This is a genomic window from Nonomuraea sp. NPDC004702 (genome assembly GCF_053601695.1).
On record NZ_JBSGCE010000072.1, the window covers coordinates 20,672 to 43,068 of the forward strand.

The window sequence follows — 22,397 nt, forward strand, 5'->3', positions numbered from 1 at the left end:
TCTCAACGGTCACATGCCTTTCTTCCGGGTAGGCGGATGGCATGGGGGAGCTGGTCATCGCCCTGGTCGGGGTGGGACCACGGGGGTTGTCGGTGCTGGAACGGCTGCTGGTCCGGCTGGCCGGGCTCGACCGCGCGGTGACCGTGTGGGCGTTCGACGCGGTGGGCCACGGGGACGGGCGGGTGTGGCGGGCCGGCCAGCCCGCGTGGTTCTGGGCCAACACGACGGCGGGCGAGAGCACGGTGCGCTCGCCCGACGGTCTCCTGCCGGAGGAGCGGTTCGGGTCGCTGGCCGTCTGGAGCGGCCTCGACCCGGCGGAATGCGCGCCGCGCCGGCTCTACGGGCAGTACCTGGCCGACGCGTTCGCGGCGTTGTGCGCGTCGGCGCCGCCGCGGGTGGGGGTGCGTCCGGTGGTGGCCGAGGTGACGCGGATCGTGCGGGCGGCGGACGGGCTCCGGGTGAGCGCGGGCGGGACGGCGTACCGGGTGGACAAGGCGGTGCTGACGACCGGGCACGCCGACGTGGAGGTCACGCGGGAGCAGCTCACGCTGGCCCGGCACGCCGAGCGGTGGAGCGGGGCCGTCTACGTCCCGCCGGGGCTGGCCGTGGAGATGCCGCTCGACGTCCTGCCGCCGGGGGCCGAGGTCGCCGTGCGCGGGCTCGGGCTGACCTTCTACGACGTGCTGCGGGCGGTCACGCTGGGCCGGGGCGGCCGGTTCGCCGGCGGGCCGGGCGGCCTGCGTTACCTGCCGAGCGGCAACGAGCCCCGGCTGCTGGCGATGTCGCGCGGCGGGCTGCCGTTCCTGGCCCGGCCGTCCGTGCCCGTCTTCCCGGCGCCGGCGGTGCCGCTGCGGGTGATCACCGAGGAGCGGCTGGCGGGGCTGCGCGCGGACGCGACGGCGGCGACCGGCACGCCGCAGCTCGACTTCGGCCGCCTGGTGGAGCCGCTGATCCAGTACGAGGCCGACCTGGCCTGCATGACCGGGGCAGCACGGCCCCTGGGCACGCTGGCGCGTCCCTTCGCCGGACAGCGCTTCGCCACCCCCGACGCCTACCGCGCCCGCCTGGCGGCCCTGCTGCGGACCGACGCGGGACGGGCGCGCGCGGGCTGCGCGGGCGGCGTGCTCAAGGCGGCGACCGAGATGCTCCGGGCGATCAGGCCACTGCTCCCGGCGATCGTGGACTTCGGCGGCCTGCTGCCGGAGTCCCACCGCGACTTCCTCGGCAGGTTCGCGCCGGAGAGCTTCGTGTTGTCGGCCGGGCCGCCCGCCGCCCACGTCGAGCAGCTCGCGGCGCTGCTGGAGGCCGGCATCGTGCGGCCGGTCGGCCCGGCGGGCGTGGTGCTGCCGGTCGAGGACGGGTTCGCGGTGTCCTCGCCGCAGGTGGGCGGGTCGTGGCGGCACGCGCGGGCGCTGGTGGAGGCGAGCGCGCCGCGCCAGGACGTCACCCGGGACGTCTCGCCGCTGTTCCGGCGGCTGCTGGCGGACGGGATGGTCAGCGAGTTCGTGAACGTGGACCCGGTGACGGGGGCCCGTTTCCGCACCGGCGGGCTGGCGGTGACGCGGGCGCCCTACCGGGTGGTGGACGCGCGCGGCCGGCCGGACCCCGACATCCACGCGCTGGGCGTGGCCACCGGCAACACGCGCTGGTTCACCGAGGTCGGCACGGGCCGGCCGGGCCGCGACAGCCCGTTCCGCAGGGACGCCGACGCGGTGGCCGCCGCCCTGCTCGGCCAGGACAGTCCCGGCGAGGACGGGCTCGGCCAGGACGGGCTCGGCCAGGGGAAGCTCAGCCAGGAAGAGCGCGGCGAGGACGCGGTCAGCGGCCGCTGAGGAAGCGGCGGACGTCCTCGATCTCCGCCCGGACCGGCTCCTCGGGCAGCTCGCCGAACGGCTGCACGCTCACCTGGGCGCCCTTCCTGGACCACACGCCCGCGACCGTCCCCCCGGCCAGCACGACCGGGCGCAGGACGCCGCCGCCGGGGAACACCTTGGCGGCGTGCTCGGCGGCCAGGACGCCGTCCCGGCCGCGCCAGCCCATCAGGAACTCGTCGAAGGCGGGCGCCAGGCGCAGCACGGGCTCGCCGGGCTCGGGCGGGTCCTGGGCGGCGCTCGTCCGCCAGGCGGCGCGGGCCTCGCCGAGCGGCAGGCCGGACCAGGCGGCCAGGTCCTCGGGGGTGGCCGGGTGGTGGGCGCGGCGGTAGCGCACGGCCAGCTCCTTCAGCGCCTTCCCGCGGTCGGGCTCGGGCACGACGGGCGCGCCGAGCCAGTCGCCCGCGTGCACGTACGTCGGCTTGCCCGCCCTGGAGGGGCCGAGCACCGCCAGGCCGTGATGGGCGGCCAGCGCCATCAGGTGCACGACGCCCTGGCCGCGGGCTCGTCCGGCGAGGCGTTCCGTCAGCTCGGCCTTGGTCAGCGGGCCCTGGCCGGCGAGCGCGTGCACGGCGAGCGGGAGCAGGTCGTCGCCCGTGACGCCCTCCTGCCGCAGGCGGCGCAGGGCCGCGGTGTCGCTGCTGGTGAGGGTGTGGACCCAGGGGAGGTCGTCGGCGTGCACGAAGTGCAGCGTGCCGCGCGGGCCCCACGTCCTGACGATCTCGCGGGCCTGCCAGGCGGCCTCGATGCCGGACGGTGTGAGGGTGGCCGAGCGGGCGCGGAAGGCGAGCAGGGCGGAGGGCACGTCCTGGGCCTGGATCGCGGTCAGGTGCCGGACGACGTCGGCCGCGGTGAGGCCGGGCGGGCGGTGCAGGAGCTGGGCCTCGACGCTTCTCATGGACGGGATCATCGCAGGAGGAGCCGGTCGCGCAGGCGGGTGGGGAGGGGGGTGCGCGAGCGGACGGCGCGGCGGACGGCGTCGCTGCTGTCCCATGCGCGGGCGGCGTCGGCGTCCGTGACGTCGTCGGGGGCGTACCTGACGAAGTTCGAAATTTCGGCCAACGGCCTGAGATGGGTGGTGATGTCTGGTGGCTGGCCGGTCAGGACGTCCTCGGCGGTCAGCGTCCGCCTGCCGCCCAGCCGCAGGTCGTCGCAGGTCTGCCGCCAGGCGCCGAGCACCCGGTCGCCGGGTGCCCCGCCGCGTCTCCTGGACCGCCTGCGCCACCAGGGCAGCACGGCGGCCGTCACCGCGTACGCCACCAGCAGGCCCCCGCCCACGGCGGCGGCGAGCACCCAGGGCGACGGCCCGCCGCCGGGCCGCGCGCCCTGTTCCCCGGCCTTCGGGCGGACCGTGCCGGACCGGTCGCCGCCCCCGCGCGTGAACTCGCCCTCCAGCTGCTCGCTCTCCTTGATCGACGAGGAGACGACGTCGTGGTCGTCCTTGGCGCCGCTGCGGCCGGGCGTGGGGTAGAACGGCCGCCAGCCCAGCCGTTCGAACTTGATCTCCGCCCACGCCATGACGTGCCCCGACCTGACGTGGTAGACGCCCCCGGACGCCTGTCCCGGCCGGAAGCCCACCACCACCCGCGACGGCAGCCCGAGCGTCCTGGCCATGAGCGCGAACGTCGCCGCGAACTGCTCCGAGGTGCCCCGGTGCGTGGTCCGCAGGAAGAACTCCAGGCCCTTGAGCGAGTGGCCGGGCGGCGCGGTGACGTCGTAGGAGGCGCTGGTGCGCAGGTAGCTCTGCAGCCGGTACGCCTGCTTGATCGGCGCGTCCGCGCCCTTGGTCGCCTCCTGCGCGAGCTCACGGAACAGCTTCTCCTGCGGCCCGGGCGGGAACGCGGTCAGCGCGGCGTCGTCGTGCGCGGGGGTGGCCGCCAGCAGGTCCTCCTTCGACGGCTCCGGCACCCTGGACGTCACCTCGTAGGCGAAGCCCTTGCCGGGACGCCTGCCGGTTCCCGCGGCGGGGTCGGCCAGCAGGGCGCCGCTCTGCGGGTCGGCGGCCAGCCCGGGGACGCCGTCGACCTCGACCGGCCGCTCTGCGGCGGGCAGCCACGTCCCCGGCAGCCCGGTGAAGGTCACCCGCTGCCGGACGACCCGGGCGGCCCCCGTCCACTCCCCTTCCGGGACCCGGCCGCCCGTGGGACGGAAGCGGGCCCCGGACGTCCAGCGCACGCCGTCGTAGCGGTCGAGCACGGCCAGCCGCCAGTTGAGCGGCTTGTCCGCCTTGACGGTGAACAGCTCCCTGTCGGGGATCTGCAGCCAGCCCGACACGCGGTCGAGCGGGCTCACGCTGTCCACCCGTCGGGGCGGCGGCAGATCGGCGTCCTGCCTCGGGTCGTACGGCTGCGCCGCCACGGGCAGCAGCGGCCCCACCACCAGCGCCAGTGCGGCCAGGACGGCGGCGGCGGGCAGGCCGCCGAGCAGCCAGAGCGGCGAGCGGTCGTCGCGGACCAGGGCGAGGGCGGCGACGAGCACGAACAGGGCGGCGGCGACCGGCAGGTTCGAGCCCTCGCCGTCCACGCCGAGCAGCAGCGCGGCGGCGAACACGGCCAGGGCGGGGACGGCGGCGGCGATCCTGGTGCGGGTGCGGGTGAGGGTCTCGGCGCCGATGACGGCGGCGGCCCAGACGAGCGTGTGCACGAGGACGAGCAGGCGCGGCTCGGGCTGGGCGGGGAGCAGTGTGGTGAGCAGCGCGTGCCAGGCGTCGGCCACGTCGGCGAGCACGCCGGGGGCCAGGCCGTGGTAGAGCGGGATCGTCCCGGTGAGCCAGGCGACGAGGTCGAGCGCGAGCGCGAGCCACAGGGGCCGCCGCGCGGTGAGCGCCGCCACCAGGACGGGGGCGACGGCGGCGGGCGCGATCGCGAGCAGGAGCTCCGCACCGGGGAAGACCCGGTGGAACCCCCACCCGGCGACCCCGGCCACGGCCGCCACCACCACCAGCCCGACCCCTCCCCGCCACCCCACCCCGGACGCGCGCGCAGAAGGGACAGGAGCGGACGCGGGCGCAGAAGGGACAGGAGCGGGCGCGGGCGCAGAAGGGACAGGAGCGGGCGCGGACGCGGGCACGACAGGCGCGGGAGAAGCGGGGGCGGGCGCGGGAGAAGCCGGAGCGGGCGTGGGGGGTTGCGGGGGTGTCATCGGGGGGTCCAGGCGAAGGGAAGGGCGGCCAGGTCGGTGAGGGGGATGACCGTGACGCCGGGCACGCTCACCGGCCCCGGACCGGTCAGCACGCAGATCACCCGGTCGAAGCGCCGCCGGACCCCCGCGGCCCGTCCCGCCTCGGTCGCGTCACCGGTGACCAGCACCAGCGACCCGCCGCCGCGCGCCACCCGCATGATCTCCCCCACGCCCGCCGAGCCCGGCCGCGCCAGGGCGAGCCGGTCGAGGATCGCGTCGGGGTCGGCGTCGGCCTTGGCGTCGGCCGCCGCCCGCTCGCCGGCCAGCACCCGCACCGGGAACCCCGCGCGGGCGGCCGCCACCGCCACGGACGCCGCCGCGTCGACCGCCAGTTCGGTCAGCTCCCGCGTGTCCAGGACGACGGTCGTGGTGGGCAGGCTCGCGTCGATGAGCTGGCGGACCATGAGCGTGCCGGTCCTGGCGCTGGAGCGCCAGTGGACGTGCCGCAGGTCGTCGCCCACGACGTACTCGCGCAGGGTGTGGAAGGTGACGGTGCCGCTGGGGGCGTTGTCGCTGGTGGGACCCTCCAGGTGGTGGGCCCGGCCGGACGGCGGCACGGACAGCGCGACGGTGCGCGGGCGGACCAGGAGGGTGACGGCGTCGCCGTACCGTCGCACCCGGCGCGTGAGGCCGAACGGGTCGGCCCGGACCAGCAGCAGCGGCCCGACCGGGATCTCGCCGCGCACGTCGGTGGGCAGCGGGTAGGAGACGGTGCGCGCGGCGTTCCTGGGCAGCCGCGGCAGGCCGATCAGGTGCTCCGACGTCCCGACGCGGTCCTGGACGCGCAGCCCCGACAGGCCGCGCCGGCCCCGGTTGACCACGTTCAGCACCGCGACCGCCGCCTCGCCCCTCGGCACCTTGAGCGGCGTCACCTCGCGCCGCACCTCCAGGTCGGGCGCGGGGGCCGTCCAGGCGAGGGCGGCGGCCAGGGCGAGCACGCCGCCGGTGGCCAGCACGACCGGCTCGGGGTAGCCGAGGGCGAAGCCCGCCGCGTAGAGCGCCGCCGAGCCCGCGAGCGTGGCCCACCCGAGCGGGGTGAACAGGGCCGTGAGCCGCATCTACGCCGCCTGCGGCACCGGCATCCCGGCGAGGATCTCGCCGAGCGCGGACGCCGCGCCGATCTCGCGCAGCTCGGCCTCCGGGGTGACGATCAGCCGGTGCGCCAGCACCGGGACGGCCAGCGCCTTGACGTCCTCGGGCACCACGTAGTGGCGCCCGGCGGCGGCCGCCCTGACGCGGGCGGCGCGCAGCAGCGCGAGGCTTCCCCGGGGGCTCGCGCCCAGCCGCAGGTGCGGGCTGGTACGGGTGGCCGCGCACAGCCCGACGATGTAGTCGTAGACCGGGTCGGCCACGTGGATCCGGGAGGCGAAGTCGATCATCCCGGCCACGTCCGTCGCCCGCGCCACCACCGGCAGCCGCTCGACCTGCGGCCCGGTCGGCCCGCCCTTGAGCACCTCGACCTCCGAGACGTGGTCGGGGTAGCCGACGGAGATCTTCATCAGGAACCGGTCGAGCTGGGCCTCGGGCAGCGGGTACGTGCCGTCCATGTCCACCGGGTTCTGCGTGGCCACCACCAGGAACGGCCGCGGCACCGGGTGCGGCTCGGCGTCCACGGTGACCCGGCGCTCCTCCATGACCTCCAGCAGGGCCGACTGGGTCTTGGGCGAGGCCCGGTTGATCTCGTCGGCGAGCACGATGTTGGCGAACACCGGGCCCTGGTGGAACTCGAACTTCTGGTGCGCCTGGTTGAAGATCGACACGCCGGTGATGTCGCTCGGCAGCAGGTCGGGGGTGAACTGGATGCGCCGCCACTCGGCGTCCACGCTGGCCGCGACCGAGCGGGCGAGGGTGGTCTTGCCGGTGCCCGGGACGTCCTCGACGAGCAGGTGGCCCTCGGCGAACAGGCAGATCAGGGCCAGTTCGACGGCCTCGCGCTTGCCGCGGACGACGCGCTCGATGTTGCCGGCCAGGAGCTGGAACCGCTGGGCGAACTGGCCGGCCAGGGCGGCGGGCTGCTGGGCCACCTGGTCCGGGTAGTTGTACTGGGTCAACCGGTCCCCCTCCTCAGTCGGTGCACTCGAAGAGCGGCGGCGCCGGGAACGAGCCGCGGGGCGTGGTCATGAGCGTCTCGCTCAGATAGGCCACGCCGCCGTTCCACTCGATCCTGTTCCAGACGTCGCTGGTCTCCTTGCTCTCGTCCTCCGTGACGCTCTGGCCCTTGACCTGGCAGATGACGGTGATCGAGACGTACTGCCCCTTCGGGATGCGGCCCGCCTCGCCGGTCTTCGTCGCGGCGGGGCGGACCAGCGTGTCCACCACGTTGTTGTTGGCGTTCTTGTACTGCTGCCTCGGGTAGGTCAGGTCCACCTCGACGGAGGCGACGTCCGGGCTCTCTCCCGCCTGGTTCGTGGCCTTGAGCTTGAAGGCGTACTTCGCGTTGTTCTTCAGCCCGTCCACGCTGAACGACGTCCCCTTGATCGCGTCGTTCGCGACCGCGCCGCTGAGCTGGTAGGTCACGCTCGGGTCGCCGTTCTCGGGGGCGCTCCAGGTCAGCTCGGCGCCCCGGTTCCTGGGCCTGGCGGCGAAGTTCGACGGCGCCGCGGGCGCCACGCAGGGCCTGGCCCCCGCGCTCCGCTCCGACTCCACCTCCCCGCCCGGCCAGTGGGCGACGACGACGAAGGTGTACTCCTGGGCGCAGTCGCCGCCGGTGAACTCGAACTGGAAGGGCCCGTCGGCGTTCACCGACTGCGGTTCCGGCCGTCCCTCGCCGGACGCCTTGAGCGTGTAACGCTCGACCTTGCCGCCGGTGGACGGGCTGAAGGTGACGGTCACCCGGCCGGGGCCCGACCGCGCGGTCACCGCGCCGGGCGCGCCGGGGGCGGCGGTGGGCGTCGGGGTCGGGGTCGGGGTCGGGGTGGTCGCAGGGGTCGGCGTGGCCGTCCTGGCCGGGTGGCGGGGCCGCTCGGTCTGCTTCGTCCTGGTCGGGTCGGGTTCGCTGGTCTCGGGCGGATCGTCCGGCGGCGGATCGGGGATCGTGGGGTCGGGGCGCGGGGTCTGCTTGGGCTTGGGGGGGTTGGTCGGCCCCGGTACGTCGGAGTCGTCCTTGTCCACGTCGTGCTTGCGGCCCTCGGGGTCGATGACCAGGGCCTTGTCGCCGTTCTCGTCGTTGGCCCAGAGCAGGCCGTCCTTGACGAACACGTCCACCGGGCCCGGCCCGTCCGCCACCTGGAGGGTGGTGGGCCGCCCGCCGGCGGCGCTGTCCCAGACGATCAGCGCGCCACGGCTCTTGTCCGGTACGTACACCTTCGACCCGAGCACCTGCGGCACCCCGAGCCCGGCCGGGTCGCCGGTCGCGAACCTGGTGCTGAGCACGGCGTTGGAGGAGGTGTCGAGCACGACGAGCAGCCCCGAGCCGCCCGGCGTCAGCACCGGGACGAGCGGGCCCTCGGTCGAGGCCGGGGTGAGCACGCCGCCCTTGGCCGCCCGCGCGACCTCCTTGGGCAGGGCGATCTCGCCGACGCCGCCGTCCGCGCCGACGGTGACGGCGGTGGCGGCCCGCGTGTTGACCACGACGGGCAGGCCGCCGGCGATGGTCACGGCCAGTTCCTCGCCCGGTTCGCCCACCTTGATGGGGGTCGCGGCGACGCCGCCGGACACCGGCACGACCTGGCCCCTGGCGGTCACCGGCACCCAGAGCCTGCCGCCGCCGTCGATCCTGGCCGCGCCGAGCGGGCCGGGCAGGGTGACGGGCGCGCCCACGGCGTTCAGCGTGACCGGGTCGATGCGCTGGACGCGGCCCGCCGCCGGATCGACGGCGTAGGCCGTGCCGCCGGAGACGGCGAGCTGCGTCCCGGCCGCGCCGAGGTCGCGGGTCTGGGTGACGGTGAGCTGGCTGGGCTCGACCCGGCTGACGAAGCCGGTGCGGTCGTCGACGAGCAGCACGTTCGTGCCGTCCTGGACGACGCGCAACTGCTTGCCGGCCTTGTCGTCGAGGTAGCCGTCCACCTCGCCCGACAGGCCGTTCACGTGCACGACCCTGCCCTTGGCCTTGGTCCACAGCCACGCGCCGACGTCGGCCAGCTCCGGATTGGCGCTGGAGACGCCCACGCCGAACCACGCCGCCGCGGCCACCAGGAGCATGGCCGCCCCACCGGCCATCAGGGCCGTCGCCCGGTCCCCGCCGAGCATACGGATGGACAACCGTTACTCACCCCGTATGTGCGATCACAGAGAGTTTGCCCCGCTTTAACCTGGATCACCCTAGCGGGCAGGAGTCCCATCCGCGTCCGTACCGGCTGGTAGCCCGCGCCGGGTTCCGTGTCTGTCGGTGTGAAGCCGTACCTTAGTGCGCGTGTCCGAACAGCCCCTGACCCTCGACGCCGCCCTCTCCGAGGAGGCGGTGCTGTCGACCTACCGCCGCATGTTCGCCGCGCTGGCCCGCGACAGCGGCGCGGTGGTCGACGACCCCGCCCTGGTCGACATCGCCGAGACGCTGTTCGCGGCGTTCGCCGAGGCGGGCGAGGAGTGGCTGACGCACGAGCAGATGCGCTTCGCCTGCCGGGCCTACCCCAGCGACCAGTTCGACAACCGGCTACGGGTGCTCAAGGGGCTCGGCGCGATCCGCGAGGTGTTCCCCAAGCCCAACCAGCTCCGCTACCGCGCCTCGTTCACCAGCGTCGTCGGCCTGATGTTCATCCGCCGCATGATGGACGACGGCGGCCAGTCCGAGATGCACCGCCTGCTCGCCCTGGAGGACCTCAACGTCGCCGACCCCCGCACCACCAGCGAGGAGGCCCGGCAGAGCGCGGTCAACCTGGCGCGCGCGTTCCGGCTCTGGGCCCTGGAGCTGATCACGCTGACCACGGGCACCATCGAGGAGCTGCGCGAGCAGGCCCCCAAGCTCTGGGGCACCGAGGAGATCGCCCGGCGCGCCCAGGGCCTGCACGGCACGATCCTGACCCGCTGGCCCGAGCTCGACCGGGTCTGCACCGACCTGCGCGCGTCCATCTACTCCTACAGCGACGCCTCGCGCCGCGCCGCCGGCCGCCTGGCCGACTCGGCGGGCACGACCCGCAACCTGACGCTGCTGCCCACCGAGACGTGGCGCACGTTCGCCCAGACCGCCTCCAAGGAGCGGCTGGCCTCGGTGCTCGACGGGTTCGTCTTCGACGCGCCCGCGCCGTGGCACGATCCGGCCGCCGTCGCGCGGGCGGTCGACGAGGCGCCGCGGCCGGCTCCCGTCCAGCCCACTCCCCCGCGTTCGGCGCTGCCCGACCCCGGGCCCGAGGGCTCGCTCGACTCCTCGCCGGGGGCCGCCGTCGAGCGGCTCACGCAGGTGGCCGAGTCGCTGCTCGGCGCCGCCTCGCGGGTCGCGCTGGCCGACGTGATCGGCTCCGACTGGCCCGCCGCCCGCCGCCTGCTCGCCGACCTGACCACCGCCGACCTGCGCCCCGAGCTCCCCTACCGGCTCACCTGGTCCGACGGCCTGACCGTCGACCCCGACGGCGAGCCCGCCTGGCTGTCCCACGGCTACCTGGAGCGCACCTCATGACGTCCACCGGTTCTCCGGCCTCCGAGCGCGGCCGGCCCGCCGGTCAGGCGCTCGCCCACGCGCGGGCGCGCTCCGGCGGGCCGCTGCGGCTGGGGGCGGGCGTGCCCGCGCCCGCCGGGATGACCCGCCTGACCCGGCCCGACTCCACCGGGCACGCGCTGCCGGTGTGGCCCGACGGGGTGACACCGTCGCTGCTGGAGGAGTACCAGATCGCCGCCGTCCCGGTGGAGCGGGCCGGCGAGACGCGGCGGGTGCTGGCGGCCACGCTCAAGTGCTGCTGGAACGATCTCTCCGTCGATCCGTGGCCCGGCGACCCGGCGCCCGTCGAGCTGGTGCTCGACACCTACCGGGCGCTGATCGGGCGCACCGACGACCTGATGCGCAACTGGGCGCGCGGCGCGCTGCGGCGGTTGCACGACTCGGCGTGGATCGTCCTCGACGACGGGGTGGTGACGCTCGGGCCGCGCTGCGCGCTGTGGCCGGCGGAGTCGCACGCCCAGTTGCAGGAGCTGGTCCGCCGCCTGCCCGAGCCCGAGCGGCCGGAGCTCACGGTGGTGGGCGACGCCGACATCGTGGCCGCGGCGGTCCTGCCCCTGCCCGGCGCGGGCGGGCGGGCCGAGCTCGGCGTGGCCGAGTTCGACGACCTGCTGGGCGCCTACGACGAGCGGCGGCGGGCCGAGCTGGTGGCCGCGTTCATGGTGGTCGAGCACGCCGCCGAGCCGGTCGCCGAGGGCCGCTTCGCCGCGCTGCGCGACCCGGCGCTGCGCCACACGCTGGGCGAGATGCTGGCCCGCCGCGGCCGCGTCCTCATCCAGCTGCGCGAACGCTGGACCTCGGGCTACGACGACACCTGCACGGCCGCCCTGGCCCAGCCCCCGTCCCCCGCCCCCGAGCCGGAGGCGGCCCTGGAGACGGCGGGCGCGGCGGCGGCGGATCGCCCGCCGGCGGTCGCGCAGGGCGCGGGGCTCGGCGTGAGCGAGCGGGCGGTGCTGACGCTGGTGCTGGTCCACTCTGTCGCGATCCCCCGGGCCGAGGGCCTGCTTCCGGAGGACTCCTGGCTGTCGCCGCACCCCACCCCGGTCGAGGAGCTGCGCCGCCACACCCAGGTCCCGATCGGCGAGCTGGAGTCGGCGCTGCGCACGCTGCGGCACGCCGGTCTGCTGGCCCAGGTGAAGGCCGGCGAGGAGGCGGGCGGCTACGTCCCCGGCCCGCAGTTCCACCGGCTCACGCCGGCGGCCCGGCGGCGGCTGCAGGAGGAGCTGATCCTCGCCGCCGGCCCGCACACGCCGCTCGCGGCGGCCGTGCGCGCCCGCAGGTCGGCGCAGTGAACGTCATGACAGATGGAAGGGTTACGGGGGTTCGGGTGTCGCAGATGGAGAACGTCGTCGGAGACCGGGTGCTGATCGCCGTGCAGGCGGTCAACATCTCACGGCTCTCGACCCATCCGGTGCCCACGGTCCCCGGCACGCTCATCGTCGTCGCGGGCGCGGGCCCCAAAGACTCCAACGGCGCGGGCAAGTCGTCGTTCATCGCCTCGATCACGGCGCTGCTCGGCGACGAGCAGTGGCGCTTCGCCTCGGGCGCCAAGGCGGTCTCCGAGCTGCTCTTCAACGCCGAGCTGGCCAGCGGCGCGGGCGCCCGCCAGTGGGCGAGCGCCGACCATGGCTACATCGTGGGCGTCTTCGGCCCGCCCGGCATGGACTCCTTCGCCCCGCCGCCGGCCCCGCCCGAGCCGGTCGCCGCGCCCGGCCTCACCCTGACCGAGGCGGGCGAGGAGGGCGAGCAGGACAGCGGGGAGCTGTTCGAGGTGCCCGACACCTCGGGCGGCGCGATCACCGTGTGGCTCAAGGTCAACCAGGAGGCTCCGCACCTGGAGATCCGCTGGCGGGAGGGCGTCCATCTGGCCGCCTCGCCGTCCGAGGCCGAGCGGGTGGCGCGGGCCGACGAGATCTGGGCGTCGCTGCCGAGGTCGGCGGGCAAGCGCGACGTCGTGGCCCGCGACCTGACCAAGGTGCTCTACGGCGACCGGGTCAGGTGCGTGTCGTTCCTGTCCACGTCCGTGCGCAGCAAGGTCGCCACCAACCTGCTCTCCCAGCCGCTCAACGAGATCTCCCCCGAGCGCGTCTTCGAGGCCATCGCGGCGCTCACCGGCCTCGACGCCGAGCTGGAGCAGGAGCGCGAGGCCCGGCGCGACGAGCACGCCAAACGGGTGCGGGCGGCGCAGGCGGCCGACCGGCTGGCCGAGTTCGAGGTGGAGTCCAAGGCGCTGCTCGGCACGTTCGACCGCCGCGACCAGGCCCGGGTGCGCCTGGCCGAGGCGTTGCGCTGCTGGCGCGGCAGGCAGGCGCGCAAGCTCGCCGACGCCGCCGCCAAGGACGAGTTGCTGGCCGCCGACCTCGGCCGCCACCGCGCCGCGGGCGAGTCGGCGACCGAGGAGATCGCGCTGGTCAAGGCCGAGATCGCCACGCTGCGCGAGGACACCCTCGACCGCCAGGTGTCCCAGGCCCGCAAGGAGCTGGCCGCCCTGCAGGCCCGTACCACCAAGCTCGACGCCGACCGCGCGGTGGCCGAGAACTCCGCCGACGAGCTGCGCGCCGCGATCCCGGCGCTGGAGGAGACCCGCAGGTTCGCCGACGGACGCGACGTGCCCGCCGCCGAGGCCGAGCTGCGGCAGGCCGGGCTCCGGCTCAACGAGGCGCTCAAGGCGCTCGGCGTGGCCGACCAGGAGGTGTCCTCGGCGCGGGCGGCGCTCGACGACGCCGAGGGCGGCCCGGCCGCGGCCCAGCTCGACGCGCTGTCGGCGGCGGGTGTCGGGGCGACCGGCCTGCTCGACGCCCTCGACGTGGCCGAGCAGGCCCGCGACGCCGCCCTTCCCGGCGCCCGCCTGCGCGGCTGGCCGCACGAGCACGCCGTCATCGTCGACGCCGCGCGGCTCGGCGAGGCGGCGCGAGCCCTGGCCGACCTGCCCGGGTCCGTGCTGGTCAGCGCGGCCGGGGTGAGCGTGGTGGGGGCGTTCGACGGGGTGGCGACCGGGCGGGAGGCCCGCATCAAGGCCGCCGGCCAGCGGCTCAACCGCGCCGAAGACGCCCAGGAGAGTGCCGCGGAGGTGGTGCGCGAGGCCGAGGAGGCCGTCGCCGAGGCGCAGCGGCGGCTGGAGGGCGCGCGGGCCGGGGTGCGGCTGGCGGAGCTGGAGGCCAGGCTGGCCGAGCGGCGCGACCGGCTGGTCGGGCTCAACGCGGCGATCGAGGAGCTGGCGCCGAAGGTCGCCGAGGCCGAGCGGCAGGCGGGCGCGCTCGACTTCCGGGCCCGTACCCGCGACATGGAGATCGAGCGGCTCGACGGGCGGCGGCAGCGGCACGAGAGCGAGCGGGCGCAGGCCCGCGAGCAGGAGGCCAAGGTCACCGCCGAGCGCGAGGCGCTGCGGCTCGACGCGCTGGCCGCCGACTGGGGCGGCACGGTGGAGACCGCCCGCGAGTGGATCGCGGCGCTGCCGGAGGAGGAGCGTCCGCGCGCGGCCGAGGAGTGGTGGCGCGTCGCCGAACGCCACTTCGACCAGGCGCTGCGCGACACCTTCCCCGAGGAGGACGCCGAGATCCCGGAGGAGCTGGCGTTCCTGCTGTCGGAGCGGGGCGGCAGCACGGCGCGCGAGCAGGCGACGTTCGCGGCGGTGTGCGGATCGCTGGCCTCCTACCTGCGCGGCCAGGAGGAGTACGAGAAGCACCAGCGGCGGCAGATCGAGGCGCAGGTCGTCACCCGGCAGCGCGACCTGGCGGCGGCGGCCCGGGGCGCGGAGGAGGCGGCGCAGTCCACGGCCGTCCACCGGGCGGCGCTGACAGCGGCGATCAAGGCGAGGCTGACGCGGGTGGCCGAGGAGTTCGAGAAGCTCGACACCTCCTACGGCGGCTACGGCGCGACGCTGGAGTTCCCGGTGCCGCCCGCGCCCGCCGACCCCGAGCAGCGCTGGCAGTGGCGGGTGACGCCGAAGTGGCGGCGCGGCGAGGGGCAGGGGTTCGTGCCGTACAACCGGCGGGCCAACACCGCGCTCATGGACGAGAAGGCCGTCAAGCTGGTGTGCGCGGCGGCCATCGCCTCCTCCGGCGGCGGCCATCTGTGCCTGGTGCTCGACGAGCTCGGCCGCAACCTGGGCAAGGAGCACCGCAGGGAGGCGGTCGCGCTGTTCCGGCGGATCGGCGAGACGTACGGCATCACGGTGATCGGCGCGCTCCAGGACGACATGGAGCCGTACGCGATCGACGCCTGCGGCCAGTACGTCAAGCTGCGGCGGTCGTCGGACGCGATGCCGTACAACGAGCCGCCGGTGATCGTCGGCCACGACCAGCACGCCGAGCGGGTGCGCGCGCTGGCCGCGTACGTCGACCGCGGCCAGCCGGTCAGCCGGCCGGTCGAGCAGCCGGTGTAGCGGGCGCGGGGAGGGCGGGTCAGGCGGCGCGGCCGAGGTCGTCGGCCGCCAGGGCCCGGCGGAAGTCCTCCCCCGCGTGCTCGACGGCCGTGAGCTGCACGGCCTCCCGCCGGAACACCATCGACAGCCCCCAGTCCGCCAGCACCCGCGCCTTGTGGTTGAACGTCGGCACCCAAGCCAGGTGGTACGCCCGGTGCGCCAGCCACCCCAGGAACCCGGTCAGCCGGATCGCGTGCACCTGCGCCACGCCCTGGTGGTGGCCGAGCCCGGCCACCGACCCCAGATACGCGTGCCGGTACGCCTTCAGCCGGCCTCCCCTGACGTGGGCCGCCAGGTTGCGGGCGAGCAGCTTGGCCTGGCGCACCGCGTGCTGGGCGTTGGGCGCGGTGAACCGGCCCGGACGGGTCAGGTCGGGCACCGCCGCGCCGTCGCCGGCCGTGAACGCGTCCGCCAGCCCGGCCACCGTCAGGTATTCGGTGGCCCGCAGCCGTCCGGCCTCGTCCACGGGCAGCCCGCTGTCGGCGGCGAGCGGGCTGGGCCGGCCGCCGGCCGCCCACACCAGCGTCCCGGCCTCCAGCGACGTGCCGTCCGACAGCCGGGCCATGCCGCCCTCGGCCGAGTTCAGCCGGGTCTCCAGCCGCACGTCCACGCCGCGGGCGCGCAGCGCGTCCACGGTCCAGCGGCCGAGGCCGGGGTGGAGTTCGGGCAGGATGCCGCCGGTCGCCTCGACCAGGGTCCAGCTCAGGTCGGCTGGCTCGATCCCGTCGTGGTAGCGCAGGGCCTCGTCGGCCAGCCCCTGCATCTCGGCCAGCGCCTCGACGCCCGAGAACCCGCCGCCGACCACCACGAACGTCAGCGCCCTGCGCCGTACCAGCGGGTCGTCGGTCGAGGCGGCCGCGGCGAGCTGGGCCAGGACGTGGTTGCGCAGGTGCACGGCCTCGCCGAGGCTCTTGAACCCGACCGCGTGCTCGGCCAGCCCGGGGATGGGCAGCGCGCGGGTGATCGACCCGGCCGCCATCACGAGGATGTCGTACGTGAGCGTCCTGGCCGGCCCCTGGACCGGCTGGAACCGCGCGGTGCGGGCCTCGTGGTCGACGCGGGTGACGTGGCCGGTGAGCACGCGCGCGCCCTTGAGCACCCGGTTGAGCGGGGCGACGACGTGGCGGGGCTCGATCGTCCCGCCGACCGCCTCGGCCAGGAACGGCTGGTACGTCATGTACCCCCGCGGGTCGACCACGGTGACCGTCACCTCACCCGACCGGATCAGCCGCCGCAGCCCGCGGGCCGCGTACATCCCGACATATCCACCGCCGACGATCAGAATGTGCTTGCTCATCGTCCGCTCCTCCTCATCAGGCTCTTCACCAGGAGGACGGGACAGCCCCGGCGGATGTGACAGGAGAACCGGGTTCATCGCAGGGAGATGTCGCCGGTCTCCGGCAGGGCGAGCAGGCAGAGCAGGCTCAGCAGGGCCATCGCCGAGACGTAGAGGCCGACGCCCATGACGCCGAGGCCGCTGGTCTGCAGGCTGGTGGCGACCAGCGGCGGCACCGCCCCGCCCAGCACGCCGCCGAGGCTGTAGGCGACCGAGGCGCCGCTGTAGCGGAACTCCGTCCTGAACAACTCGGGCAGGTACGCCCCCATCGGCCCGAAGATCAGCCCCATCAGCCCGAGCGCGCCGGCCAGCGCCACCCCGGCCAGGACGACCGACCCGGTCTCCATCAGCGGGAACATCACCAGCCCCCACACGACGGCGACGGCCGTGCCGGTGAGCAGGGTGCGGCGGCGGCCCAGCCGGTCGCTGACCACCGCCGAGACGACCGTGCCCGCCGCCATGAACAGCACGCCGACCATGGTCAGGGTCAGCATGGTGGTCTTCGGGATGCCGAGGGTGGCGGTGCCGTAGGACAGGCAGTAGGTGGTGGCGGTGTAGAAGAGCGTGTAGGCGACGGTCATCGCCCCGGCGGCGAGCAGCACCCGCCGCCACTGGTGGCGCATCAGCCCGGCGAACGGCACCTTGGCGATGCGGCGCTGGTCGAGGGCGGCCCGGAAGACCGGCGTCTCGGAGATCCGCAGCCGCACGTACAGGCCGACGACCACGAGGAGCAGGCTGGCCACGAACGGCAGCCGCCAGCCCCAGCCGCCGAACTGCTCGTCGGTCAGCGTCTCGCCGAGGATCAGGAACAGCCCGTTGGCCACGATGAACCCGGCCGCGGGGCCGAGCTGGGGGAACATCGCGTACAGGCCGCGCCTGCCGGGCGGGGCGTGCTCGGTGGCCAGCAGCGCCGCGCCGCCCCACTCGCCGCCGAGGCCGATGCCCTGGGTGAAGCGCAGCAGCACCAGCAGCACGGGCGCGGCCACGCCGATGGCCGCGTACCCCGGCAGCAGGCCGATCGCCACCGTGGACAGGCCCATCACCAGCAGCGAGACGACCAGCATCGACTTGCGCCCGACGCGGTCGCCCCAGTGACCGAACACCGCGGAGCCGAGCGGACGCGAGACGAACGCCACCGCGAACGTCGAGAACGCGGCCAATCGGCCGGCCACGGGGTCCATGCCGGGGAAGAACGCGGTGTTGAGCACCAGCGCGGCGGCGGTCCCGTAGATGTAGAAGTCGTAGAACTCGATCGCGGTGCCCATGAGGCTGGCCATGGCGATCCTGGTCGTGCTGGGCGCCGAGACCCGGGGGGAAGTCTTCACTTCATGTCTCACTATCCGGACTGACATCTTGTCAAGCGGTACAACGACGCTACCACCTGCGCAATGTCACACAGCCGCCCGATAGATTCGTCGGCAAACGTCGCCTTTTGGGAGGACCGCACCTTGGCCGTGGAACTGGTCATCTTCGACTGTGACGGGGTACTCGTGGACAGCGAGCGCATCTCGGTGCGCGTGGGCACCGCCGCCCTGCGCCGCCTGGGCTGGACGATCGACGAGAGCGAGTACGCCGAGCGCTTCGTCGGCTGCAGCAACGAGTACTGGGACGAGCAGGTCGGCGAGACGCCCCCGGGCTGGCACGACCAGATCACCCAGGAGTACCTGGCCGCGATGGAGGCCGAGCTGCGCGCCATCGAGGGCATCGAGTCCGCCCTCGACCGCCTGGACATCCCCTACTGCGTGGCCTCCAACGGCCGGCACGCCAACGTCCGCAACAGCCTGGAGCTCACCGGTCTGGCCCGGCGTTTCGACGGCCGCGTCTTCAGCGCCGAGGACGTCGCCCGCGGCAAGCCCGCCCCCGACCTGTTCCTGCACGCCGCGGCGACGATGGGGGCCGCGCCGGAGGGGTGCGTGGTGATCGAGGACAGCCCGTTCGGGGTGCGGGCGGCGATGAGCGCGGGGATGCGCTGCCTGGCCTTCGCGGGCGGTCTGACGCCACCCTCACGCCTGTCCGGCCTCGGCGCCACCCTCTTCCACGACCCCACCACCATCCCCGACCTGATAGCCACCCTCCCCTGACCCCACCCACCCCTCTCAACGCCCCCACCGGACTCCCGTCCTACGTGGCACCCCGCCTCCCGACGCCCCGCCTCCCCGGCGGAGGCAAGGGACGGGCAACCGGGCCGAGGCGATGGAAGACGCGAGGAAACAGGGGCTGCCCGGGTCTCACGAGGGCCGATCACACCTCGCCGCACCGGCCGAACGGTCCAGCCCGGTCGGCCGGGAAGCCTCGGGTCGGGGCGACGGGCAGAGGGGACATCGGGGCTGCCCCGGCCTCATGAGAAGGGCCGCTCACAGCTCGCCGCACCGGGCCGACGGTCGAGCCCGAACGGCCGGGGGCTCAGGTAGGGGCGACCGCCAGGCAGCGGGCCGCCCGCTTCTCATGGGAAGCGGGCAGCCGCACTTCGCCGCGCCGGGCGGACGGACGAACCCGAATGGCCAGGACGCCTCCAATCTGCACGCCCCGGCAGGGCGGCGACATCGGGGCTGCCCTGGCCTCATGAGCAGCAGCGGCCGGTCACAGCTCACCGCGCCGGGCCGACGGTCGAGCCCGAACGGCCGGGGCGCGTCCCATCTGGGTGACCGGCGGGGGGACGGCGGGGCGGCACCCGGGGCACATGGAAGGGGACCGGTCACAGCTCGCCGTAGCGGGTGGGTGGGCAGGTGGGGTCGAGGCGGTCGGCGGTGCGGCGTAGGGAGTGTGCGAGCCGGGCCCGTACGGCCACCCGCTCCGGATCCCGCCTGCGCGGCGCCCCCGGCAGGGCCGCGTCGAGCGAGTCGCGGAACCCCATCGCCGTCCGGTGCGCGAGAACCTGCATGGCATCCATCTCTCTCCTCCTTAATCAATTAAGACCTTAATCAATTAAGAACGCACCGGCAAGGCCGTTCGATACGGTTGGACGATGGCAAGGGTCACCCTGCAGACGATCGCCGACAGGCTCGGCGTGTCCCGCGCCACCGTGTCGTACGCCTTCTCCCGGCCCGACCAGCTCAGCGACGGGCTGCGGCGGCGCATCCTGGAGGTGGCCGACGAGCTCGGCTACGCGGGCCCCAACCCGACGGCGCGCTCACTCCGGCTCGGCCGCGCCGGCGCGCTCGGCCTGCTGTTCAGCGAGACGCTGGCCTACGCCTTCGCCGACCCGTACGCGCTCGGGTTCTTCCAGGGCCTCGCCACGGCGGCCGAGGAGGCGGGCGTGGGCCTGCTCATCCTGCCGCTGCCGCACGGCGACCGGCGCAGCGACACCGTGCGCGACGCGGTGGTCGACGCGTTCTGCGTGGTCTCGCTGCCCGACGGCCATCCGGCGCTGGCCGAGGTGCTGGCCAGGAAGCTGCCCGTCGTGGTGGTGGACGAGCCGTACGTGCCCGGCCACCCGTTCGTCGGCATCGACGAGCCCGCCGCCGGAGCCGCCGCCGCCGCGCACGTGCTCGGCCTCGGGCACCGGCGGGTCGCGGTGGCCATGGTCGGCCTGCACGACGACGGCCACACCGGCTGGGCCGACCGCGCCCGCCAGGAGGGCGCGGTGTTCGCGGCGATGCGCGCCCGGCGCGGCGGCTACCAGACGGCCTGCGAGCAGGCCGGCCTCGACTGGGACGACGTGCCGTTCTACGAGGTCGCCAGGAACTCGCGGGAGGCGGGCAGGAAGGCCGGCCACGCGCTGCTGCGGCTGGACCCGCGGCCCACGGCGATCCTGACCAACACCGACGTGCTCGCCCTCGGCGTCCTCGACGCCGCCGCCGACCTGGGCCTCGACGTGCCGGGCGAGCTGTCGGTCGTCGGGTTCTCCGACAGCGCGGCGCGGGAGGCGGGGCTCACCACGATCCGGCAGGCCAAGCAGGAGATCGGGGAGGCGGCCGGGCGGCTGCTGCTGTCGGGGGCCGCGGCCCGGCCGGAGCGGCGGCTGTTCCCGTACGAGCTGATCGTGCGGGCCTCGACCGCGCCGCCGCCCAGCTGACCGCTTAGCTGACCGCTTAGCTGACCAGGGTCGACCCCCTGCGGGTCTTGCCCACCTTGAGCTGCACGGGGATCCGGGTGCGCAGCTCGCCGACGTGGCTGACGATGCCGACCGCGCGTCCGCCGTCGCGCAGCCCGTCGAGGATGTCGAGCACGTCGTCGAGGGTGTCCTCATCGAGGGTGCCGAAGCCCTCGTCCACGAACAGCGTGCCGGCCTCCGCGCCGCCCGCCTCCGCCGTGACCACGTCGGCCAGGCCGAGCGCGAGCGCGAGCGAGGTGATGAAGCTCTCGCCGCCCGACAGGGTCGCCGGGTCGCGGTCGACCCCGGTCCAGGCGTCGGCCACCTTCAGGCCCAGGCCGCCGCCGGACCGCGCCCGGGATCCGGCGGTCTTGCGCAGGTCGTGCCGGAGCAGGTAGCGGCCGGACGACATGTGGTCGAGGCGCTCGTTGGCGGCGTCGACCACCTGCCTGAGCCGCTCCCCCAGCACGAACGACGTCAGGCTCATGTTCCACTGGTTGTCGCCGGACGTGCCCGAGGCCAGCGCCGCCATGCGTTCGGCCAGCCGGTGCCGCTCGGCCGCGGGACGCCACCGCTCGATGCGCGCGGCCAGCTCCTCGCGCAGCTCGGCGAGGCGGGCGGCTCTGGCCGCCGCGCGGTCGCGCTCGCTCGCCAGCCTCGTGTGCGCCTCCTCCGCCGCGTCTCTGCCGGCCTCGGCGGCCGCCAGATCGGGCGCGGGCTCGGCGGCCGCGGCGATCAGCTCGGGGTCGGCGAGCAGGGCGGTGACGGCGGCGTGCTGGTCGTCGAGCCGTCGCAGCAGCTCCGCCTTGCCCTCCCGCTCGGCCGGGCTCCGGTACGCCTCCTCGGCCTCCCGCACGTCGGCGAACCCCGCCTCGGCCGCCGCCCGCCCGGCCGCCTCGGCCGCGGCGTCGAGCTCGGCGGCCGCCGCGACCGCCGCCCTGGTGGCCTCCAGCGCCTCGCGCAGCAGCTCTGCCTCGTCGTGCAGCCTGGACAGGCGGGCCGTCAGGGTCGGGTCGCCGCCCCGGGCCGCGTCGAGCCGCGCGCCCAGCCGTCCGGCGTCCGCGCTCAGCTCCTCATGTCTGGTACGGCCGGCCGCCACCCGCGCCGCGACGCGGCGTCCGCGCTCCTCCAGCTCGGCACGTTCGCGGCCGAGCGCGGCCACCTCGGCCGCGAGCCCCGCCTCCTTGGCCGCCACCGCGGCCAGCCGCCGCAGCTCCTCCTCGGCCGCGGCCAGCACCCGCCTCCCGTCGACCCCGTCCGGGGTCTCGGGAAGGGCGTCTGCCGTGAGCGGACGCTCGGAGAGGAGGGTCTCGGGGTGCAGGGTCTGGGCGAGACGGGTGTGCAGACGGGTGCGTTCGGCGGTGAGCCGGGTGCGGTGGGCGTGGTGGGCGGCGAGCGCCTCGGCGATCTCCCTGGCCCGGTCGCGGACGTGGTCGCGGTCGCCTTCGAGGCGGTCGAGCGCGTCGGCGAGGGCGGGCTCGCGGTCGGCGACCGATCGCAGCCGGGCCAGTTCCTCCTCGGCCGCGAGCACGTGCCCGGCGGCGGTGTCGGCGGACAGCCCCTGGGTGGCCTCCGAGGCGTCGGCGAGCCGGGACTCGATGGAGGCCAGAGCGCGTTCGGCGGCCTCCCGGTCGGCGGCGGCCGCCTCGTGGGCCGTCTCGGCGGCGTGCTCGTCGTCGGGCGAGGGCGCGCTGGGGGCCGCGGCGGCGGGCACGGGGTGGTGCTCGGAGCCGCAGACCGCGCACGGACGCCCGTCGGCCAGGTCGCGGGCCAGCTCGGCCGCCATGCCGTCGATCCTGGCCTGACGCAGGTCGAGCCAGCGTTCGCGGGTCTCCTGGGCGCGGTCCACCAGCACCTGGTGGGCGGCGGCGGCCGACTCCAGCTCGGCGGCGAGGGCTGCGCGGCCGACGACCTGCCCGACCTGGTCTGGTTCCCGCCGAACCAGGGCCTGCAGCGGGTGCCCGAGC

The 22,397-nt window shown here is 75.4% G+C and carries 15 protein-coding genes; 6 read left to right on the forward strand and 9 right to left on the reverse strand.

Annotated elements, in window-relative coordinates:
• The first annotated feature begins 41 nt into the window (after positions 1–41).
• Positions 42–1,832: an FAD/NAD(P)-binding protein gene (locus tag ACWEJ6_RS46020; RefSeq protein ID WP_452431704.1), complete on the forward strand. Its 1,791-nt coding sequence runs from the start codon at positions 42–44 to the stop codon at positions 1,830–1,832.
• Here the strand turns inward: ACWEJ6_RS46020 and ACWEJ6_RS46025 are convergent.
• From ACWEJ6_RS46025 to ACWEJ6_RS46045, 5 genes are all read right to left on the reverse strand, one after another.
• Entirely contained in the window at positions 1,819–2,769 is a 951-nt protein-coding gene (locus ACWEJ6_RS46025) for a winged helix DNA-binding domain-containing protein (protein ID WP_452431705.1), read from the reverse strand. The two genes, ACWEJ6_RS46020 and ACWEJ6_RS46025, sit on opposite strands and share 14 nt — an antisense overlap.
• 8 nt (positions 2,770–2,777) lie before the next feature.
• Positions 2,778–4,811 carry a DUF3488 and transglutaminase-like domain-containing protein gene (locus ACWEJ6_RS46030; RefSeq protein WP_452431706.1) on the reverse strand — a complete coding sequence of 678 codons (2,034 nt, stop codon included), beginning with the start codon at positions 4,809–4,811 and terminating at the stop codon, positions 2,778–2,780.
• Between the two features lie 197 nt (positions 4,812–5,008).
• Positions 5,009–6,109, reverse strand: a complete 1,101-nt coding sequence (locus ACWEJ6_RS46035) for a DUF58 domain-containing protein (RefSeq protein ID WP_452431707.1) — start codon at positions 6,107–6,109, stop codon at positions 5,009–5,011.
• Positions 6,110–7,102 (reverse strand): AAA family ATPase, encoded by a 993-nt coding sequence (locus ACWEJ6_RS46040; protein ID WP_449916698.1) that lies wholly within the window; start codon positions 7,100–7,102, stop codon positions 6,110–6,112.
• A 13-nt stretch (positions 7,103–7,115) separates the two neighbouring features.
• The gene (locus ACWEJ6_RS46045; protein ID WP_452431708.1) at positions 7,116–9,251 is read right to left on the reverse strand and encodes a fibronectin type III domain-containing protein; all 2,136 of its coding nucleotides are present in this window, start codon (positions 9,249–9,251) and stop codon (positions 7,116–7,118) included.
• Between the two features lie 151 nt (positions 9,252–9,402).
• Here ACWEJ6_RS46045 and ACWEJ6_RS46050 point away from each other — a divergent pair, with 151 nt between their 5' ends.
• From ACWEJ6_RS46050 to ACWEJ6_RS46060, 3 genes are read left to right on the forward strand one after another with little or no spacing between them, the layout of a single operon-like run.
• Positions 9,403–10,602, forward strand: a complete 1,200-nt coding sequence (locus ACWEJ6_RS46050) for a hypothetical protein (protein ID WP_387664334.1) — start codon at positions 9,403–9,405, stop codon at positions 10,600–10,602.
• Positions 10,599–11,930: a hypothetical protein gene (locus tag ACWEJ6_RS46055; RefSeq protein ID WP_452431709.1), complete on the forward strand. Its 1,332-nt coding sequence runs from the start codon at positions 10,599–10,601 to the stop codon at positions 11,928–11,930. Before ACWEJ6_RS46050 ends, ACWEJ6_RS46055 begins: the two co-directional genes overlap by 4 nt.
• Before the next feature lie 44 nt (positions 11,931–11,974).
• Positions 11,975–15,022, forward strand: a complete 3,048-nt coding sequence (locus ACWEJ6_RS46060; protein ID WP_452431710.1) for a chromosome partitioning protein ParA — start codon at positions 11,975–11,977, stop codon at positions 15,020–15,022.
• Positions 15,023–15,041: 19 nt separating this feature from the next.
• On the opposite strand, the gene ACWEJ6_RS46065 is transcribed toward ACWEJ6_RS46060, so the two are convergent.
• Together ACWEJ6_RS46065 and ACWEJ6_RS46070 are read right to left on the reverse strand one after the other, a co-directional pair.
• A complete protein-coding gene (locus ACWEJ6_RS46065; RefSeq protein WP_452431711.1) occupies positions 15,042–16,358 on the reverse strand; it encodes an NAD(P)/FAD-dependent oxidoreductase in 1,317 nt (438 codons plus the stop codon).
• 74 nt (positions 16,359–16,432) lie between these two features.
• Positions 16,433–17,722, reverse strand: a complete 1,290-nt coding sequence (locus tag ACWEJ6_RS46070; protein ID WP_452431712.1) for an MFS transporter — start codon at positions 17,720–17,722, stop codon at positions 16,433–16,435.
• Between the two features lie 129 nt (positions 17,723–17,851).
• Here ACWEJ6_RS46070 and ACWEJ6_RS46075 point away from each other — a divergent pair, with 129 nt between their 5' ends.
• Complete coding sequence (locus ACWEJ6_RS46075; protein WP_387665295.1) at positions 17,852–18,478, forward strand: HAD family hydrolase; 627 nt, start codon at positions 17,852–17,854, stop codon at positions 18,476–18,478.
• Between the two features lie 614 nt (positions 18,479–19,092).
• Here ACWEJ6_RS46075 and ACWEJ6_RS46080 read toward each other — a convergent pair.
• A complete protein-coding gene (locus ACWEJ6_RS46080) occupies positions 19,093–19,287 on the reverse strand; it encodes a hypothetical protein (protein ID WP_352357102.1) in 195 nt (64 codons plus the stop codon).
• Between the two features lie 75 nt (positions 19,288–19,362).
• Here ACWEJ6_RS46080 and ACWEJ6_RS46085 point away from each other — a divergent pair, with 75 nt between their 5' ends.
• Entirely contained in the window at positions 19,363–20,412 is a 1,050-nt protein-coding gene (locus ACWEJ6_RS46085; RefSeq protein ID WP_452431713.1) for a LacI family DNA-binding transcriptional regulator, read from the forward strand.
• A 16-nt stretch (positions 20,413–20,428) separates the two neighbouring features.
• On the opposite strand, the gene ACWEJ6_RS46090 is transcribed toward ACWEJ6_RS46085, so the two are convergent.
• Positions 20,429–22,397, reverse strand: a 1,969-nt coding sequence (locus tag ACWEJ6_RS46090) for an SbcC/MukB-like Walker B domain-containing protein (protein WP_452431714.1), incomplete at its 5' end; no start/stop codon positions are given.